This window comes from Nostoc sp. NMS2 (assembly GCF_017115105.1).
Lineage (GTDB): Bacteria > Cyanobacteriota > Cyanobacteriia > Cyanobacteriales > Nostocaceae > Nostoc.
In genome coordinates, this window is the sequence record NZ_JABXKH010000165.1 from 1 (window position 1) to 19,286 (window position 19,286).

The 19,286-nt window shown below is 41.0% G+C and carries 14 protein-coding genes and 2 pseudogenes; 9 read left to right on the plus strand and 7 right to left on the minus strand.

Translation table 11 applies throughout. The features are described 5' to 3' along the window. The coding region (locus HWQ36_RS30640; protein ID WP_292709856.1) for a hypothetical protein at positions 1-3,704 on the plus strand (3,704 nt) is incomplete at its 5' end. 122 nt (positions 3,705-3,826) lie between these two features. On the opposite strand, the gene HWQ36_RS30645 is transcribed toward HWQ36_RS30640, so the two are convergent. Both HWQ36_RS30645 and HWQ36_RS30650 read right to left on the minus strand, forming a co-directional pair. Continuing rightward, complete coding sequence (locus HWQ36_RS30645) at positions 3,827-4,048, minus strand: CopG family transcriptional regulator (protein ID WP_242059496.1); 222 nt, start codon at positions 4,046-4,048, stop codon at positions 3,827-3,829. A 231-nt stretch (positions 4,049-4,279) separates the two neighbouring features. Beyond that, positions 4,280-4,411, minus strand: coding sequence for a hypothetical protein (locus HWQ36_RS30650; protein ID WP_292709859.1), 132 nt, complete (start codon positions 4,409-4,411; stop codon positions 4,280-4,282). A 163-nt stretch (positions 4,412-4,574) separates the two neighbouring features. Here HWQ36_RS30650 and HWQ36_RS30655 point away from each other — a divergent pair, with 163 nt between their 5' ends. The 4 genes from HWQ36_RS30655 to HWQ36_RS30670 all read left to right on the plus strand — a co-directional run bounded on the left by HWQ36_RS30655 (position 4,575) and on the right by HWQ36_RS30670 (position 10,471). Further along, on the plus strand, positions 4,575-7,598 hold the full coding sequence (locus HWQ36_RS30655; protein ID WP_292709861.1) for an alkaline phosphatase family protein: 3,024 nt from the start codon (positions 4,575-4,577) through the stop codon (positions 7,596-7,598). Between the two features lie 123 nt (positions 7,599-7,721). Next, positions 7,722-9,386: an iron uptake porin gene (locus HWQ36_RS30660; RefSeq protein ID WP_292709863.1), complete on the plus strand. Its 1,665-nt coding sequence runs from the start codon at positions 7,722-7,724 to the stop codon at positions 9,384-9,386. A 41-nt stretch (positions 9,387-9,427) separates the two neighbouring features. After that, the gene (locus HWQ36_RS30665; RefSeq protein ID WP_292709865.1) at positions 9,428-9,886 is read left to right on the plus strand and encodes a hypothetical protein; all 459 of its coding nucleotides are present in this window, start codon (positions 9,428-9,430) and stop codon (positions 9,884-9,886) included. A 57-nt stretch (positions 9,887-9,943) separates the two neighbouring features. Continuing rightward, positions 9,944-10,471: a PEP-CTERM sorting domain-containing protein gene (locus tag HWQ36_RS30670; RefSeq protein ID WP_292709867.1), complete on the plus strand. Its 528-nt coding sequence runs from the start codon at positions 9,944-9,946 to the stop codon at positions 10,469-10,471. 524 nt (positions 10,472-10,995) lie between these two features. On the opposite strand, the pseudogene HWQ36_RS30675 reads toward HWQ36_RS30670, so the two are convergent. Then, a pseudogene (locus tag HWQ36_RS30675) lies at positions 10,996-12,663 on the minus strand (IS1634 family transposase). Between the two features lie 329 nt (positions 12,664-12,992). Between HWQ36_RS30675 and HWQ36_RS30680 the strand changes: the two are divergent. Further along, positions 12,993-14,126, plus strand: a complete 1,134-nt coding sequence (locus tag HWQ36_RS30680) for a heavy metal-binding domain-containing protein (protein ID WP_292709869.1) — start codon at positions 12,993-12,995, stop codon at positions 14,124-14,126. A gap of 190 nt (positions 14,127-14,316) precedes the next feature. Here the strand turns inward: HWQ36_RS30680 and HWQ36_RS30685 are convergent, their stop codons facing one another. Next, positions 14,317-15,195, minus strand: coding sequence for an NmrA/HSCARG family protein (locus tag HWQ36_RS30685; RefSeq protein WP_292709871.1), 879 nt, complete (start codon positions 15,193-15,195; stop codon positions 14,317-14,319). Between the two features lie 130 nt (positions 15,196-15,325). On the opposite strand from HWQ36_RS30685, the gene HWQ36_RS30690 reads away from it, so the two are divergent. Both HWQ36_RS30690 and HWQ36_RS30695 read left to right on the plus strand, forming a co-directional pair. Continuing rightward, a complete protein-coding gene (locus HWQ36_RS30690; protein ID WP_292709872.1) occupies positions 15,326-16,243 on the plus strand; it encodes a LysR family transcriptional regulator in 918 nt (305 codons plus the stop codon). 55 nt (positions 16,244-16,298) lie between these two features. Continuing rightward, positions 16,299-16,529 (plus strand): peptide-methionine (S)-S-oxide reductase, encoded by a 231-nt coding sequence (locus HWQ36_RS30695; protein ID WP_292709879.1) that lies wholly within the window; start codon positions 16,299-16,301, stop codon positions 16,527-16,529. A 49-nt stretch (positions 16,530-16,578) separates the two neighbouring features. Here HWQ36_RS30695 and msrA read toward each other — a convergent pair whose 3' ends face one another. Together msrA and HWQ36_RS30705 are read right to left on the minus strand one after the other, a co-directional pair. Next, entirely contained in the window at positions 16,579-17,256 is a 678-nt protein-coding gene (gene msrA / locus HWQ36_RS30700; protein WP_292709873.1) for a peptide-methionine (S)-S-oxide reductase MsrA, read from the minus strand. A 100-nt stretch (positions 17,257-17,356) separates the two neighbouring features. Further along, positions 17,357-17,594, minus strand: a pseudogene (locus tag HWQ36_RS30705) (hypothetical protein); the annotation flags it as partial. A gap of 230 nt (positions 17,595-17,824) precedes the next feature. On the opposite strand from HWQ36_RS30705, the gene HWQ36_RS30710 reads away from it, so the two are divergent. Beyond that, on the plus strand, positions 17,825-18,328 hold the full coding sequence (locus HWQ36_RS30710) for a GNAT family N-acetyltransferase (RefSeq protein WP_292709875.1): 504 nt from the start codon (positions 17,825-17,827) through the stop codon (positions 18,326-18,328). Between the two features lie 316 nt (positions 18,329-18,644). Here HWQ36_RS30710 and HWQ36_RS30715 read toward each other — a convergent pair. Beyond that, positions 18,645-19,286, minus strand: a 642-nt coding sequence (locus HWQ36_RS30715; protein WP_292709877.1) for a sigma-70 family RNA polymerase sigma factor, incomplete at its 5' end; no start/stop codon positions are given.

The following is a 19,286-nucleotide window of genomic DNA, read 5'->3' on the forward strand; positions in this document are numbered from 1 at the left end:
AAGCCGATTTACTAGGGCATCAGCAGTTATTAGAAACTGAGAAGGTCAAACAGGAATTAAATCGGTTTGTACAAAGTGAGTGGCGAGATATTGCTGTTGGGAAAACGCTTACTTTTGACCGAGGAATGATTATTCCTTCCAAGGAACTCAAAAATGGTGAAATTTGTATCTCTTGGCTTGATGAGCAAGAAAAAATTCTTAACTTCCGTTCTCCTTTCCTCAACTCTAATGGTTTGTGTGTTTCTAATAATAAATATGTTAAGGATCAGTTAGGGCCAGACGGTAAACCCTTAGAAGGCATAATTGTAGTCAATGACGAAGACCATAAGCGCATACAGCAAAGAATTACAGAGTTAGAAGCGCTAGGGGTCGATGTTGATTTTATCGACCCAGCAGAAACCGAATCAGAACGCCAAGCACGAGACTACGATGGTGATTGCATTGGTGTGGCAAGAGCTAGCTTATACCCTAATTTAACAGCAGAGGCAGAGCGAAGAAATCTTCCCCAAAACGCCTATTCGCCCACGGTTAAGCTCAAAAAACAGTCATTTTATGATCCCAGCGATGGAACCCAGCCCCCTTTTGAAAAAATTGCTATTCACATGAGCGATAGCATCAGCGTGGGCATAATCAACAATCAAGTGACAGCACTGGAGGCATTAGAATCAGAAATTGAGGTACTAAACACTTATGGTACTTTAGAACAAAAATCAGAATATTTAGAGCAAGTATCTAGCCATTATCAAAGTTTATTTGAACAGGAATATGACCAGAAGCCCAAACCAATTAGAGCAGAGTACAAACCCTTCATGCAATCTGTTGTAGCTCTAGCAGAGAATCCTAACAGAACGCCAGATATTATTGAACAGGCAATGGATGTTAACCGCCTGATGTACCGAGAAATGATTGGTGAGGGATGTTATCAGAATCAAATAGCGGTTGATTTATTCAAAAGTGCAAAAAAACCTGAGATGAATAAAATCCGGGAAAACAGCCGCTACTTGTATCGTGATGTTAATTATATTAAAGATAAAAAGTCGCGTTCAGTTTATTTAAACACGGGGATAACACCAAAGGGCTACTCACCAGTAGAATTATTAATTAGCCAAACCAATAAATATTTCCAAGAATCACAGTTAGAATCGCGTCCCATCGTCCAGTTTAAAGACTTATTCAAAGGAGTAGAATTTACACCACAGCAGAAATTTGCAGCGATCGCCGCCAAATACGAGTTCGATCTGAAATTCAACGCTGCGGTTCGGATGTCCCAACGGCGTGAAACTGAGAAAGGGCCATCCGCAATTGTCCAAACTCCACAGGGAGCAAAACTGGAAATTACCAATCTAACTCGTTACGGGCATCCCCTAATCTGGAAAGCCCAGACGTTGAATATTCGCCTAGATGAAATTAAATTTACAAGTAGCGAACGCCCCCACAAATTACTAGCAGTCGCCCAGATTAATGGAGAAATCGATAAAGATGGAAAACCTGCATACCGTCAGTTGGGAACAGTTAGCCAGCAATCTGTAACTGACCATAACCTCAAGGCGGGGATGACCACACAGGGGGCTAAACTATTAGAACTAAAACCAGAACTTACTAGAAGCCAAACTAAACTACTCTTTGCCTTGGCACAGGAGACAGCTGTTGCATTTTATGCGAAAATCCCAGAGTCAGAAAAACTTGCATCTGCTGCCGCCGCTTGGAACATCTGTGCATCCCGCCAAGATGAACTCGAAGTTGCACGTAAAGAAAACGCAAACCCCCAGGCTCACGCTAAAAAAGTCTCTAATTTTGCCTTCGCTGCTTTCCCCAATGAGATTATCTCTCGCTTAGATGAATTGCAATTTACTGAACCAAAGTTAGTCACATTAAATAATGAAGCGAATCAATTTTTGGGTCGAGATTGGAATCCCACCGAAAAACACGTGATAGAAATTAGGGCTAGCCACCACCCACCGGGACACGAACGCCACGTTTCCAGACTGTTGTTTGTACAGGATACTGACGGCGAATATAAAGAATTCGCCATGCTGGAGACAAGAACTGGACAGCTACCGATTGGCACAAAGGCGCAAGCTAATTTCATTGGCGTGGAACCTGCGACTGCCAAAGCAACTATTGGACTGCCAGGATTTGAGCTGGTTGAAATTACTATCCGTGAACTCAAGAACTTCTCTTATGCAGGACTTGTTTTTAACGCCGAATCGGTCAACTTAGAATTTGGCACTGTGCCCGTTCCTGACAAAACAGTGAAAATCAAACTTGATGCTTTGATTTTGGGTGAGTTAGACAGTGATTCTGCCCAACAGTTAAAACAAATTGATTACCTAAAAAATGGTAATCCCCTGAAGTTGAAACTTACTTCTATCTCCGAAGCTGGAGATCAAGCTTTTGTGCTGGGTGAGTCCCCAAATGGTAATCTCCTCAAAATCAATAAAATCAACTTTTATGATTTTTCTGGTCAGACATTCAATGATCAAGATTACCGAAAACTGACTATCGAAACCTCAGCTTCTAAAACTAGAGATGCTGTATTTTTAAATGGTGAACCCTTGGGAGTGTTGCACTTTAAAAAAGACAAAGACGCGCTCAGACAGCTTGGACTACTCAAAACCGGACAACTTACACTCGCGCCTGCGATCCTTCAAAGTAATTTTTCCGTGATTTGCGCTCAAATTGACCCTAAGACCGTTGAATATCCTACTATTTGGACGAAGGAATTTCTTATCTTTGGGACTCAATCGGTTAACCCTCAACAACTGTATATGATTGATAGTAGTGCAAAAATTCTACATCATATTAAAGAGCGTCCAACTTTCTTATTTTCTACCCAAGAAAACAAAAAACTTGGAGTCATGGGCTTGGCTGTTGACAACCAGAAAGCTGAGACTGTGACTAAATGGTTAACTGCTCAAAAAGTTGAATGGCAGCAAGTACCAATAGAAGGTGTTATCAGGGAAACTAAAAAAGGTTTAGCAGTATTTCACTTAGTCAGCAGTTCAATTCCCCCCAAAACTTTGGAGAACATGACTAAGAAATTTGGGTCAATTATTGAAACGGATAGTGACTATCAACAAAGAGTTAATTCCCTCGCCACACGACCGCAGTTTTTGAAACCACCAGAACAAACAGCACAATCCCCACCTAACCAATCTATAACTCCATTACTCTTCACTACTTCTTCTACACCAGACATTAGTAATCACGTGAAAACCGAACCTTTAGGTGTAGAGAAATACCCGACAGTTACTATTGATGACTTGAGAAATTGGTACAATGCCGCAGATAAGTTAGGGAAGTCGGGGAATTACAAAAAACGCATTGTAGAAGTGGCAAATGGGTTTAAAGCTGGTGAGCAATTATCAGCCGAAGCGTTGACAGTAATGAATAAAGATACATCTGAGCTTGAAGTCATCAGTCGGCTGACTCAAATTGCTCAAAGGATTGGCATGGTCTGGGGTCAGTCTGATGAAAATGGCACTCAAGTTCAAGGAAAAATTTATGACTTGGCTTTCAATACCCAGCAGAGGGATTTAACTATTTCGCAGAAAAATGGGGAGGTAATTTTCAACTTGCAATCTGGTCAGGTGCAGACTAATAAACTAACTCCACAGATATTGCAAACTTTTGAAGATGTTAATACTCAAATTGATAAAATATTAGCTAAATCTCAAACACAACAAATAGACTTACAAAGATAGGTTTATCTGCCTCCAGCATAGCTGCCTTCTTCAATAAAAATACGTATTAATTATAGGCTTTTCAACGAGTCAAAGCCAAAAATCAAAACTTAATTTAGAATCTCAAAAACATTGCTCTATCTCTAACCTATACTAACTGGCTGTGGTGCATGAGTAACAGAGCTAGCCTTCATCGGTGCAGGATGTTCGCTTTCTTGAAGATGAGTTACTTCAAGAGAGCGAATCAACTCTCGAATGACATCAGTTGCTGGTCTGCCTGTGATTGCACAATAGCGTTCAAGTTTTTCACTCTCAGTTGATGCGAGATTTATCGTGATTCGTTTGATAGCCCATTTTTTATTCATAACTTGTTCGGATTTTTAAAAGTTGAGAAATTAAACGGACATTGCACTATAGCAATGGTTGATAAATAACAGTTATTAACTCGATTCATATTTGCCTTGCCGTCAGACTATTATAAACATAAGTTTTTTAAGGTATTTACGTATAATCAAAAACTTCACCAAGAAATCACTTATGTGAATTTCAGATACAGTTTTAATTTTAAATATTACAAATATTAAAGTTTTTTAACTCTAGCTTAAGAAGTTGGCAAAGATACTGACAATAATATCTCCACTTTCATACCCCATCCACTCAACCCAATCGGGCGCATCTGTCACCAGTTGAGCAAATTTTTGGGGGTAAGCATCCTCAAACTCCAGCATCACACCCTCTTAATAATGATTGTCATTCTTAAAAACTGGATATTTTATTTTCTGGAAGTCCCTAAATACAGCTTGGTACTACCAAACCATAACCAAAAATTACTGATGGCTTAACTATTAACTATCAACATCTTTATAGTTATGCCTATTATAAAAACGTCGCATGAAACCTAGCATAAACCAAGGTTATCTACTAAGTCTTTTGCTGGTAAGTACCGTGAATGCAAATATACAATCAGTTAACGCTCGGACTACCAGCCCCGTTGGTAACTTACAGGGTGGAGCCGCTTTGCTACCCACAGGTCAAACTATTACACCTGCAGCAGCACCAGGATCAACGTTTGCACCTTTAGCAACTGGTTTGCGTACAGATTATAATGCTGATGCGGCTGAAGCAGTAAGCACAGCCCTCAGCCCTGATGGAAAAACTTTACTGGTGCTTACCAGTGGCTATAATCAAAACTTCAAAAATGAAAACACAGGCAGTACTTTCACTTATCCTGTATTAGACCCACAAACTGGTAAGTCAAGTAGTACAACAACTCCAAAAGCAGAATGGGTTTTTGTCTATGATGTCAGTAGCGGGAAGTTGGTAAAAAGGCAACAGATTAATATTCCGAATACCTATAACGGTTTAGCTTGGGCCAAAGACGGCTTGCGCTTCTTTGTATCAGGTGGGATTGACGATCGCGTCTATGTTTATGCCTCTAATGGCAGCCAGTACATACCAGATGCTCCCTTTATTTTACTAGGTCACAATTCTAACCAAACTGATCCCTTCCCTAAATATGATGGCGGTTTGTTAAAGGATACACCAGCGAAGGCTGTGGCAACAGGAGCAGTTGTAGCGGGTATTGCGGTTAGTAAGGATGGCAAAACCTTAGTAACCGCAAACTTTGAGAATGACTCAATATCAATTGTTGATACTACTAGCCGTAAGGTAACTAAAGAAATTAAGTTTTTTAGACCAGGCGATAAAATAGCAACCGGGGAATTTCCTTTTGATGTAGCCATTAAGAGTGCAGAAAACGGTCAAGCAGCTAAAGTCTTCATTAGTAGCCAGCGCGACAACGAAGTGCTTGCTGTTGACATTAATTCTGGACAAATTACCCGTATACCAATAGGTAGCCAACCAAATAAAGTACTGCTCTCGTCTAGCCAAAATCGACTGTATGTAGCTAATGGTAATGATGACTCGATTTCAGTCATTGATACAAATAACAATCGGGTTATTCAAACCATCTCTCTGTCTCGCCCTGGTGAGAAATATAAAGGTGCAAATCCTAACTCTTTAACCCTCAGTCCAGATGGACGAACACTTTATGTTACTCTAGGGGGCGAGAATGCGATCGCTGTTGTGGACTTACAAAGTGGTCAGGTGAATGGACGCATCCCTACAGGCTGGTATCCCAATTCTGTAAGCGTTAGTCAAGATGGTCAAAGACTTTACGTTGTCAATGCCAAGAGTAATTCTGGCCCCAACCCCGCAGGAAACCGGACAACGCCTGCGGGACTAGCACGCAATACTAATTTTAAAAATGAGTACAACTGGGCTTTAGAAAAAGCTGGTATCTCAATTATTCCAGTGCCAAAAGGTGCGACTTTGGGTACACTTTCGGCACAAGTGGATAAAAATAATGGTTTCTACAATCGCCGTCCTGACCGGACGATGAGGTATTTACAAGGCAAAATTAAGCACGTTATCTACATAGTTAAAGAAAACCGTACTTATGACCAGGTACTTGGTGACTTGCCCCTTGGTAATGGCGACCCAACACTTACCTTGTTTCCCAACAATATTTCACCAAACCATCACAAGCTATCCTTTGGCTTTGCAACTTTTGATAACTTCTACGACAGTGGCGAATCGAGTGGAGTTGGTTGGAGTTGGTCTACTTTTGCTCGAACGACAGATTACACCGAAAAAACTCAATCAGTTCTCTACGGTAATGCCGGATTTAATGGTTTAACCTACGATTACGAAGGTACTAATCGCAATATCAGCCTTGCTCTACCGCAAACTTCTTCTAATTCCTCTCCAGTTAATACGCGCCTGACAGGAATTTTAGATCGTTCTGGTGGGTCTTCAATATTGCCCGGAGACAGAGATGTTAATGCCCCCGAAGGAGACGGTGACTTAGGAATTAATGTCATTGGTGGCTATCTTTGGGATGCAGCGTTGCGTGCTGGTAAGACTGTACGTAATTACGGCTTCCTAGTTGACAATGGCGCTCCCTACATTACTAGTCAACCCGATCCTACTAAACCCGATCCTCAAAACCCGGCTTATATCCCTATTTCCCCAACCCCCTACGCTGACAAGATTCCCCAAGCTCCCGTTACTAAAACTGTATTGTTGGATAAAACTGATCCTTACTTCCGCTCATTCGACATGAATAATCCAGATATTTATCTGTACAACGAATGGGAAAGGGACATTAAGCAGAATGGACTGCCTAACTTAATGCTTGTGCGTCTGGCTCACGATCATTTTGGCTCCTTTGGCACTGCTTTGGCCGGACTAAATACTCCTGAACTGCAAATGGCAGATAATGACTATGCTATTGGCAAATTGGTAGAGAAAATTTCCCGGATGCCGGAGTGGAAAGAAACGGCAATTTTCATCATTGAAGATGATTCCCAAAATGGGCCAGATCACGTTGATTCCCACCGTTCTTTAGCCTACATTATTTCGCCTTATACAAAACGGGGTGCGCTCGTCAGCACTAACTACAACACCATTAGTGTATTGCGGACAATGGAGGATTTGTTAAATATTGGCTATTTGGCAATTACTGATGCTAATGCTGAACCAATGTCAGATGCTTTCACTAGAGAACCAAATTTTGAACCTTACACAGCTATTGTGCCAGGTAACTTGTGTGCCAATCCTGTAGATCCCAAACTAGTACCAGCTTGTCAAGATCGCAATGTTGAAAAGACAGCAGCTATGCCGATTCTAAATCCTAAAAAATGGTGGGCTGCTATGACCAAAGACTTCAATTTTGTAGGTGAAGATAAGCTTGATCCAGAAGAATTCAACGAAATTCTCTGGGCAGGAATTAAGGGCGATGGCATTCCTTATCCTGAAGAACGTAACCGTAAAGACTTGCGGCAAAATCGCGCTCAAATGCTAAAGCATTGGGAATTAAGTCAAAGAGATAACTCTACTGAAGCGAAGAAGTAAGTATTAGAGGTTGGATATAAAGACGTAGCAGTGCTACGTCTTTACAAGGATTTTAATAGATCAATTTTCGTGTGATTGCCTGTATTTGCAATTGATAATAAATGGTGTGAGGATAACAGAAAAATGATCAAAATGTTTTGGGAGTGGCTGCCGATTTCTCCAGTAACTTTGGGGTTATTGTCGGTAATCATTACCACAACTGGAGCGATGCTTGCGGCGGGCGATGCCAACGCACTTCCAGCTAAAACGGGAACTGTTCAAGAATCAGCAGGACAGGTAACATCTGTTTCTCAACTGTCGGATGTACAGCCGATAGATTGGGCATTCGGTTCATTGCAATCTTTGGTGGAGCGTTATGGGTGTATTGCAGGTTATCCTAATGCAACTTATCGCGGTAATCGGGCTTTAACTCGTTACGAATTTGCGGCTGGAATTAATGCCTGTTTAGATCGGGTCAATGAACTAATTTCAACTGCAACAACTGACATCGTTAAAAAAGAAGATTTAGCAACTCTGCAAAAATTACAAGAACAGTTCGCGTCTGAATTGGCAAGTTTGCGGGGTCGAGTAGATGCTTTAGAACCTCACTTGGAAACTCTGGAAAAACAGCAGTTTTCAACCACGACAAAACTTCATGGTGAGGCAATTTTTGCTCTATCAGGGTTTGCATCTGGACAAGATGCCGATAATGCTGATATTCCGAGAAGCACGACTTTTGGCGATCGCATCCGCCTCAATTTTGACACCAGTTTCACTGGACAAGACTTACTCCGAGTTCGCTTACAAGCCCTTAACCTCAATTACTTCTCTAGTGAAGGTGGCACTGGAACTAGATTACCAGAAGGGACTCTAGCTTTTAATGCAGAAATTGGAGATGAAGATCCTGAAAATAACCAAGTTGGAGTTGAGACACTGTATTACAGATTTCCTCTAGGCAAAAAAACCGAAGTTACTTTTTTTGCCAACGAAGGGGAAGTTGAAGATTTTGTGGATACAATCAACCCCTTTTTGGATGGGGATGAGGGAGCCAGTGGTGCTTTATCCAAGTTTGGCAGTCGGAACTCAGTTTACTACTTTGTACCTGCTGGAGCCGGAGTTGGTTTGACACACCGCCTCTCTGACCGGTTGGAGTTGAGTTTGGGATATTTGTCTAGTACAGCATCCAACCCCAATGCTAACAGAGGTTTATTCAATGGTTCTTACGGTGCGATCGCTCAATTGACTTTCCAACCTAGCGATCGCCTCAGTATCGGTTTAACTTACGTCAACGCCTATAATAACCAGGGTGAGGATTTAGCAATCCCAGGTACTGGTAGCCAAAAAGCTAACTTGGGCTTAGTTACTGATTCGCCGACTTCCACCAACGCTTACGGCTTGGAAGCATCCTATCAAGTAAATTCCAACTTTTTGATTAATGCTTGGGCTGGCTTTGCCAAAACCCGCGTTTTAGGTGTAGGAGATGCCGATATTTGGAATTATGCAGTTGCTTTAGCTTTCCCGGATTTGGGTAAAAAAGGCAATCTGGCGGGGCTGATTGTGGGTATGGAACCGAGAGTTACCAGTGCTAATGGGGCGATTGCGAATGTATTTACAGACATAGTTCCGCTGCAAAACCGCGACTTTGCTCAAGACCGAAACACCTCTTTACATGTTGAAGGTTTTTACAGTTATGCAGTTTCAGACAATATTACCATCACCCCTGGTTTAATTTGGCTGACTGCTCCCAACCATGACGATCAAAACAGTGATGCTGTACTGGGAGTTATTAGAACTACCTTTACCTTCTAAATTCTGCTGTGGTTTTATTCAAGACAATTGAAGGATTTGTTATGCACAAAATACGATTGAGTTCCATCTTTTGTAGATATAGTCTGACCTCTGTCATATTATTAACAACACTTTCTACTGGGTTAATTCGCCCAGTCAAAACCCTAGCTGAATGTACCCCTGGTACTAGTAATTGCGAGAAGAAAACAGATAATTCTTCTTGTGATTCTAGAAATCCATACAACTTGGTTGCAGACACCACAAGAGTGCGGAGAATTAAGATTTCTTGGGATATATGTCAAAAAAATGATTTTTATCAAGTAAGCTGGGGCGACGATAAAGATGATATGACGCAAATTGATGACCCAACAGCAAGTAGTTGGACTTATGCGGGAGCCAGGGATCTTGTTAAGTACACATTTAAAGTCCGTGGGTGCAATGCTCGTCCTACTCAAGATGCTGCTCAAGAATCAGATTGCACCCCTTGGACAGAATTACTTGTAACAACACCTGATTGGTAACTCTTGCTAGTTATTTCTAGAGATCACCTACACAAATCTATTTTGAGGATAATCGATATGAAATTGCTTCCACAATTAGCGATCGCTACTAGTTTTGTTTTGGGTTTGGCTACCTTAAGCACTAAATCAGTCTCGGCTACAATTGTTAATTATGCTTTCAGTGTTGATAGTTCTACAACTAAGGGGAACGGTTTATTTAGTTTTGATGACTCAACTTTCAGTAATGATAATATCCCGGTAGCGCCACTTCAGGCGTTGACTTTTCAATTTGATAATGACCCCAATATTTATACTGTAAAGGATGATATTGAATATCCAGATTATCCTGTTGCATTTCCAACAGTGTCATTAGCAGATAACGCATCGATTGGATTGCTGTACAACTTCCTCGACAAAGTTAATCCTTCTAAAAGTTACGAAATTGCTGGAACATTATTTTCCGTATCCTCCGAAACTCCTGATTCCGGTACAGTTTCTTATCGAGAAGTACCTGAACCTAGTACTTTAGATAGCACACTTCTTATTGGTACTATTAGCTTGTTCTTGAACAGAAAGTTAAGATCGATCAAAAAGATTAAAGCTTAACTTTCACTTAAGAGAGTGTATTGTGGTTGTAAATATAACTGTATACACTCTCTTAATAATCCTATAAAAAACAAAAAGGCATCCTGCTTTTCAAATTGATAATATTGATAAATGTTCAACGCCATTCAGATTACCTTAAATAATTGTTCCTGATAATGGCAATATATAAGAATGACTAGCCAGCTTTATTCAAAGTCTTCTCGAATGGGTAAATTGTTTATATCTTGCCGACATTCCGCAGATGTGACTCAGATTACTGATAATTTGGAAAAATTCAACCCAGAATATTTTTCAGTCTAATTGTTCTGGATTAATTTCATTTTTAATCCAAATAATTAAACAATCCACCAGTCAGTTGATTTCCCTTGTTTTAAAAATAGATTTATTCTCTCAATTAACCAACTGATTTATCCAAAATTCAGCAAGATAATCCCAGCCAAGACTCATTGTAATCTTCGCTCAATATTCCTATTAATTTCAAAATATCCTAAATATCTACATCCTTTTCAGTCAAATAACCCAGTTCAAATCATCAGATAGTATTGACTACAACTCTGACCTAAATAATGCAGTATTTTTTGACGTTCCTCTGTTAAATTGCTCATTTGAGCCTGTCCATTTATCATGAGCAAATGTACAGATTGAAACATCTGAAATACCCACCTCATTGTCGGCTTATTTGTCAATTTCTTTACCTGATTTCTGATGCTGCCATCTGCTGTCAATAATGCTTGTCTCAACTTTCTTTGTGCTAAATTATAGACTAATAAGCACAATCCCATTATCATGGCAATTGCCTCCACTCTTTCAGGACTTTTCACAAATACACTCGATGTAAAAAACAATGGGTCTTTTAAAAATCTAAATCCTCTTTCATTCGCTTGCTGGGCTTTGTATTCCTCTAATACCTGCTGCTCACTTAATTCATTTTTATCTAATATATTTGTAGCTAATATGAATCTTCCCGCTTTAATATTTTCAGCTTCTATCACTTCTGATTTATTTGCTATCTGACCTTTGACTTGATACTTTATTATAGTAGGTTCTGTCGATTTTTTTGGTCTTCCTGCTTGAGCATACTCGGTTTTCTCTGAATACTCAATTTCGGTAATTTGATGATATTTCCAGGAATTTGATAGTCTCTCTATGGCAATTTTTGCATCAGCTTGACAAGCAAATTCTTGTCTGGATAGCTTCCGTAGAGCTATTTCTGCCTTTGTTTTCTGTTTAGCAACTTCTTTTTCTACTTATGTAATACTTGATTTTTTTCGCTCTTCACTTTCGATAATCAACCATCTTTGTTTGATATTTGCATACTCCTCCACTCTCACAGCTATTTTATATCCTTTTATTTGACTCTCTCTCCATGACTCTGGCTCAACTTCTAAGATTTTATTTTGGGCTAATTTTATACTCAATGGCACTCTAGTTATCCATTTTATTCCTTTCATCGCTGACAGATTTTCGCTTGTATATAATGCACTATCTGCTACGCATATTCCGGCAAATGTCCATTGTTCTCTAAACTCTTTTAATCTGGATACAAATACACTTTTATCATCTACATTTCCTGAATCTACTTTTAAATACAATGGGATATCTCCATCTCCTGTCACAATCATATCTATGATGAATTGTTTTAAATCTGGTCGATGATCTCTTGAGTATCCATGCACAATTTCTATTGGTTTCATCTCTGGCTCTAATTCTATTTTATTTTTGACTGTTGATTGTTTGACTTCATTTATTTCTTCCATCTCTTTTTTGTATTCTCCATGCACATACATTGAACTGCCATCTAAATGAATGCTCTTCTTTTCTACTTGAAATTTCTGTGCCGCTTTCATGGCGATTGCTGTGAATAATTTCGTTGTTCCTACTTCATAATATTGGTCTAATCCTCTTCCTAATCTGTCATCATTTAAATGTTGTGGCAATACTCCTTTTCCTATTAGATGTTCGGTTCCTTTTCCTACAAAAAATTCTTCAAATAAATATAATGGCGCGCTCAAAAACCCTAATCCATTCAAAATCATTGCTTTCATTACTTGCCCTGGACTGAGAGTCTCTTTAACTTTTATTCCTACTTTTTTATTCACTTCCTCTACTAATTCCATCTCGTCTATTATTCCTGCCACTATTCCTAAATGGTCTATGTCTAGAACTTTTATTGCTTCTAGTGCCTCTTGCATGGTTTTTCTCTCTTTTTACTTGACTCGATTATTTTATAGGAAAAAAGCCTGTAATGATTACCAGTCAATCATTTCAGGCTTGAGTATCTTCAATTTTATAATTATTTAATCCGCTTTAATATCTGCGGAATGTGGGCTGAATATCAACTTTATAAGACTATTCAGTTTTTCAGTCTCAAGAAGTCCGTTGCGGTACAGCAATGCAACCCGAATGGGTAATAGCTGAAGCCCAAGCCCCAGCTTATCCCTTGATAATCAGTTATAAATGACTAACTCCCCATTTTGAACGGGGTCATTATACACTCATCTAAATTACTGGAGTCAAAGGCATGGTTGCAATCAGCGGACTCTCTGGCAATGAAATCTTTTGTCTTCGACAACAGGGTATGTATCCGGGAGATTTAGTCATTGGAAACAGTGTCTTTTCACTGGGACTAATTGGGGGAATTTCATCAGGACTCAAAACCATTGTTGGCGGAGAAGTATCTGAAGTTACTAGCATCATTCATGAAGGAAGGCAAAAAGCTTATGCCCGAATGTTGGCTGAAGCAGAAAAGCATGGTGGAATTGGCATCACAGGCGTTAACAATGATTTAGTGCAACAAGTCGGCAACGTAGAATTCCTCTCCATTGGCTCCTGTGTTCATCAAGGTGACGAAAAATCTGAAAAATTAGAATTTTCTACCTCTGCCGACGGACAGGAACTCTACTGCCAAATTGATGCCGGATTTGTACCGAAAAAGTTTGTCTTTGGCAATGTTGCCTATTCCATTGGAGTCGGCGGTGGAATACTTGGCTCCCTCAAAAGTTTAAAACGTGGAGAAATTAAAGAATTTTCCTCTATATTCAACCAAACCCGTCACTTAGCCTTAAAGCGAATTCAGTCTGAAGCCTTAAGTACAGGTGCTAATGCTGTGCTTGGAATTCAGACATCAATTATTCCTTTTGCCGGGATGCAAGAGATGGTAATGATTGGTACTGCATCAAATCATCCTGCTCTTACATTAGCATGGTGTCAAAGTCCTATTACCAGCGATTTAACTAATCAGGAAATGTGGAATCTGATCAACCTGGGTTATATGCCTTTAAAATTGGTTTTGGGTGTTTCCGTATATTCTCTTGGTTTTGTTGGAGGAATCACATCCGCATTCAAATCCTTTGTACGTGGTGAAATTAATGAATTAACTACATTAATTTACGAAGCACGCGAACAAGCTATTGCCCACATCGCCACTGATGCTCGTAATAGTGGCGCTGACCTCGTTGTTGGGATTAAAACTTATGTTTATCAGTTAGGTAGTGGGATTATCGAGTTTATGGCCATCGGCACTGCTGTCAAAAAGCTGCCAGGAATTACCACTCACTCCACTACTTTAATACCACAAGCAATTATTTCAGATCGAGACACCTTTGTAAACACTGCTGAAGGTACTCTCATGACCAAATTAAATCAACCCTCATAAACATCCATTTGGCTAGAAAAAATAAAACTCGTCCCAGTTTTTATTCAGTACGAGTTTTATTCAAAATCACCTTCAAAATCAATAGCGTCAAAATAGATATCGTTCAATGTTTATGTCTGATTTTTAGGTCATTGACTGAAGAATAGTAAATTGTGTCAATTCACATTTTTGACCTGACATGGGACGCGCTTTAATCTGGTTTTGTCCAGTCGTGGTCGCGCAGATAGGATTCAAAGTCGCTTGAGGAAGGAAAGTCACGTTTCAACTGTGCTAAATCCGCTCCGTAGCCGACATTCTCAAACCAGCGATACATAATGGTCACTTCCTCCCCAGCTTGCTGCTCAAACGCTTCAAACGGAATTTGCTGGTATTCGACGGTTTTGCCCAACACGAGGCTGAACGCGGCAGCGATTTCTGGCATGGTCATCTCCACACTGGCGACTTCGATTTCGCGGTTCAAGAACTCGGCGGGGCGATCGAATACCTCAGCGACCATTGCTCCGTAATCTTCTTCAGAAAGTTGCTGCAATTTTGTTTCAGGACTGAGCGGTTGGGAGAGCGTGCCCTGCTCCACCATTGGACGCATTGAGGCGTAGTTGTAAAAGAAGAAAACTGGACGCATGATTGTATAGGGCAAGCCCAGTGATCGAACGTACTCTTCGACTTGAAATTTACTGTCGAAATGGGGAATGCCCGTGTTGCGTTCGGCGCTGCCCACAGAACTGTAGACGAAATGCTCGACACCTGCCGATGAAGCTGCGTCTGCAACGCTTTTACCATCTTGGATCTCGGCTGATAATCCGCCTTCTTTGAGAAAAGTCTGCAATGAAAAAACACCATAAGCACCTTGCAGAGCGCGATCAAGCGACGCACGATCCCTGAAATCTCCGGCGACGAGTTCTGCCCCCGCTTGTTGGAGTGCATGAGCAGCGGACTTGTTTGGATCGCGCACAAAAGCACGGACCTTGAAGTTACCGCGCTTTAAAAGATGACGCGCCACTGCGCCACCCTGATTGCCCGTGGCTCCGGTGACTAAGATAATTTTTTCTCCTGTTATTTGCTGTGTCATGTCTGTTTTTTTAATGCTGTTTGTGTATTTGAAATTTATCTTCTCTAAACAGTAGCTTGTGCAGAAAAAAAGAAAAAGTAGTTAAAATTCAAAACAGTTGTGCAAAAAATTCAAAGATGCGTTTCGGTTAATGGATAAGCTCAAAAGCCTGATGATTTTTATCCGCTCCGCTCAATCTGGTAGCTTTTCGGAGGCAGCAAGACACTTAGGTATGGCTCCTTCAGCCGTGAGTCGAGCCGTATTGCGCTTGGAAGATGACTTGGGGGTGCGCTTGCTCCAGCGAACAACTCGCAGTTTGACCCTGACCGAAGATGGCAACCGATTTTATCAACGCTCTGAGCAAATTCTCAACGACTTGGAAGAAGCCGAACTCGAAGTCAAACAATCGCAATCAATGCCGCTCGGAACATTGCGGCTCGATCTGAGCTTTGTGTTTGGCAAAATACATATCGCTCCGGCTCTGCTGCAATTTGTCACACAATATCCAAAGCTAAATCTGAATGTTTCTTTTAACGATCGCGTGATCGATCTGATTGAGGAAGGCATTGACGCGACAGTGCGGATTGGAATGAGCAGTGATAGCCGTTTAATCATGCACCATCTGGCAACTGCACGCTACATCACTTGTGCCTCACCGCAGTATCTCGCTCAGTATGGCACGCCCACAATACCCACAGAACTTTTGCAGCATCGCTGTGTCAACTTTATCTATCCACAGACTGGGCGAGAGCCTAAATGGAAGTTTGAACAAGATGGAAAAGCGATTGACCTTTGTGTTGAGAGTTATCTGCGATTCGATAATTCAGAAGTCATTTTAGAGGCAGTCATTCAAGGAGCCGGTGTAGTTCAATTTCCCAAATTTATCGCAGCCAAAGCGATCGCGCGTGGAGACCTCCAACCAATTCTTCAATCCTACACGACCCAAGTTGGATTACCGATCTCCGTGTTGTACCCGCAAAAACGCTATCTCTGTGCTAAAGTTCGCGTCTTTGTTGAGTTTATGACAGAATTGATGGCTGCATTAAAGCGAGTTGATATTGTAGATTGAAAGCTATTTATTTAGAGACAGTACGTGTTGCAGAAAATCTTCAGCAATTTGTCAAATCAATCAGGAGCTAGATGTTGGTTCTCAATATCGGTCAGTGATATTTTTCCACACTCCAGAGCAGGAATTATTAGCAAGAGCCTCCAAGGAGCAGCTTGAAAATAGTTCTCGTTATCACAAAAATCCAATTGTGACGGAGATTGTACCTGCATCACAATTCTATAGAGCAGAAGAGTATCATCAGCAATATCGAAAGAAGCATGGACGAGCATCTTACAGGATAGGCTAATCTTTCACTGGTTCAGGGGGATGTTAAAAGCCGAATGCTGCAAATCCCCTTACTTGCTATACATATCAGGGAACTTTGCTTGAAGTTTAGCCAGCTTCGGCAAGTCATTCACTACCACATAGCGATCGCTCGGATGATGCACGATATAATTCTGATGGTATGCCGCAGCCTGATAAAAACCTTTCAAAGGATCTAATTCCGTCACAATCGGCTTGTGGAAGATTTGCGATTTGTTGAGTTGAGCGATATATTCTTGTGCAGCCTGTTTCTGCTCATCGTTAGCAAAAAAGATCGCCGAACGATATTGCTTACCTGAGTCTGGCCCTTGTCGATTCAACTGTGTTGGGTCATGGGCTACCAAAAAGTAGACCTTGAGAAGCTGGTTATATGATATTTTTGATGGATCGTAAGTGATTTTTACGAATTCAGCATGATTAGTTAATCCAGCACTGACAAGTGTGTAGTCTGCGGTTCTTGCATCACCCCCAGAAAAGCCAGAAACGACATCAGAAACACCTAATAGATGCTCAAAAACTGCTGACATTCCCCAGTAGCACCCACCAGCGAAAACCGCTACTTGCTTTCCTTGCGGTATGGCAGTCGAGATATCAGTGGCCGGAGCAGGAAGTATCACACGAGATGCACCATATAGGAGTAAAACAGTCAGCAAAATGATGGACAAGTTGCGTAATAACTGGCGGGATAGAGTAAAGTTATGAATTGACATTCAGTTGTGAATTCCTTTATTTAATAGACCAAGCTAAGGTTTCTTTGAGAATAGAATTTTCACCATTCCAAATAGCGATGTCTACGACGGGCTACGCCTACGCAAAACAAAGCCGTTGATAATTATCAGAAATACCAAAAATACCATCTTCACCCCAACGGTAGGCGCGAGAACTGGCTTGGTCATGGGTGAAAAGTCCCATTCAGTACCGTTAGGACTGTAGTCTTCGCACACCCCTTCCCATTGGCGATCGCTTAAATATCAACCCATCTGCACCAATGGGCTATGTGATGTAAGGCTTCTGCAAATCTGATTTCTTCTTGGGTTGGAGTTGTCATCATCTCACTCTGTTCATATCTGCACTTTAGTTGCTATATGGATTATCACGTTTTTATCAAAGATGGGACTGATATTTTGATTAAAATTTGCTAGGTGAATTGATAAATAAAAATTTAGGATAAACTCAGGAAAAATTTATATTAATTTTTATTATCAAAATAAATTATCATTCGATTGTTGCAATAATAAGCCCTCCAGAGGCTAACCTGTTTTACACATGGAGTTCGCAATGATTCGACCGACCATGCCCGATGACACAACCGCGCTGATTGCCTTAGCCGATGCAACCGGATTGTTCCAACCAAACCAACTTGAGGAGCTTGGCGAAATGTTGTCCGATTACTTCGGTGGTAGCAGCGACAGCGATTCTCTACTAGACGGCAAAGCTGAACGCTTTTGGATTACCGACGATGACAATGGGGCAGTTGGGGTCGCTTACTGTGAGATGGAACGGATGACTGATCAGACGTGGAATCTACAGTTGATTGCTATCCGACCCGACCGACAAGGACAAGGACGTGGTGCGACCCTGCTACGCTACGTTGAGCAAACATTGATGAGACGCGGCGGGCGTGTACTACTGGTGGAAACGTCAGGTACGCCGGACTTCGAGCGCACGCGAGCGTTCTACCGCAAGTGCGGTTATGAAGAAGAAGCACGGATACGCGACTTCTATCAAGCGGGCGCTGATAAAATCGTTTACCGCAAGGCGCTGTCCGCTCAGTCGCAGTAAGCGCCCGCTTAATGCGACTGCTGTTATTGTTGTCGCAAAGCGATCGCACCTGGGCAATCCAATATTTACTTTCTCGCTTCGCTGACCCAAGTCTTGATCGGGGTTTCAGTACTTAGAGTGAAAAGTCAGGGTGACAATAGGGGCGATTCCCCATTGCAAAACTATGTTTACAAATTACTCTTCCTCTCCCTTTCTCAAGCCTTTAGCTAATTGATTCAAATCAGGATCTTGAGATACCAATTATTCCAAAGTCTTATCCAATGTAGAACTCACTTTTAAGTTAATTAGTCCCTAAAACATCATCTTTTAGTATCCTTCAAGAAACTAAATACTGTTGAATTTCAGTTTTTTGACGACGTAGAACAGTGATTGCTTGCTGCTGAATTTGGCGAACTCGTTCTCTACTGACATTCAATTTCTCTCCAATCTGAGCTAAAGTTAGTTCTTGATCGTTCTCTAACCCAAAACGCAAAATTAATACTTCACGTTGTGTCGGTTTGAGTGATTCTAATAAACTATTTATGTCTTGGCGTAAAAGTTCTTTGGTGATATGTTCGTCTGGAGATATGCCCTCATCTGGTAAAAGTTGGCTAAGTTCTGTGTCTTGGTTATCTCCAATCTTTACATCTAGAGAAATTGGCTGCTTTGAACTGCTGAGAAAATCCCTAATCTGGCTTGGTTGTAAGTCTAAAGTTGCAGCAATTTCTACAACACTGGCTGGACGACCCAGTGTCTGAAATAATTCTCGCTGTACTTTCTTAATTTTGTTCAGTTGTTCGGTGATATGAATTGGCAAGCGTACAGTACGAGATTTCTCTGCGATCGCCCGTGTGATTGATTGCGTAATCCACCAGTATACGTAGGTGGAAAGCTTATAGCCGCGATTGGGGTCAAATTTTTCTACTTGGGCTTGTTGATTCGGGGATGGGGAAATTAGGCGATGCCCAATCTCATTGCT

Coding starts and splice junctions, on each gene's coding strand:
- HWQ36_RS30645 (WP_242059496.1), bottom strand. CDS start 4,048: ATGAATAAAAAATGGGCTATCAAACGAATCACGATAAATCTCGCATCA.
- HWQ36_RS30655 (WP_292709861.1), top strand. CDS start 4,575: ATGAAACCTAGCATAAACCAAGGTTATCTACTAAGTCTTTTGCTGGTA.
- HWQ36_RS30665 (WP_292709865.1), top strand. CDS start 9,428: ATGCACAAAATACGATTGAGTTCCATCTTTTGTAGATATAGTCTGACC.
- msrA (WP_292709873.1), bottom strand. CDS start 17,256: ATGTCAATTCATAACTTTACTCTATCCCGCCAGTTATTACGCAACTTG.
- HWQ36_RS30710 (WP_292709875.1), top strand. CDS start 17,825: ATGATTCGACCGACCATGCCCGATGACACAACCGCGCTGATTGCCTTA.
- HWQ36_RS30670 (WP_292709867.1), top strand. CDS start 9,944: ATGAAATTGCTTCCACAATTAGCGATCGCTACTAGTTTTGTTTTGGGT.
- HWQ36_RS30680 (WP_292709869.1), top strand. CDS start 12,993: ATGGTTGCAATCAGCGGACTCTCTGGCAATGAAATCTTTTGTCTTCGA.
- HWQ36_RS30690 (WP_292709872.1), top strand. CDS start 15,326: ATGGATAAGCTCAAAAGCCTGATGATTTTTATCCGCTCCGCTCAATCT.
- HWQ36_RS30660 (WP_292709863.1), top strand. CDS start 7,722: ATGATCAAAATGTTTTGGGAGTGGCTGCCGATTTCTCCAGTAACTTTG.
- HWQ36_RS30650 (WP_292709859.1), bottom strand. CDS start 4,411: ATGCTGGAGTTTGAGGATGCTTACCCCCAAAAATTTGCTCAACTGGTG.
- HWQ36_RS30685 (WP_292709871.1), bottom strand. CDS start 15,195: ATGACACAGCAAATAACAGGAGAAAAAATTATCTTAGTCACCGGAGCC.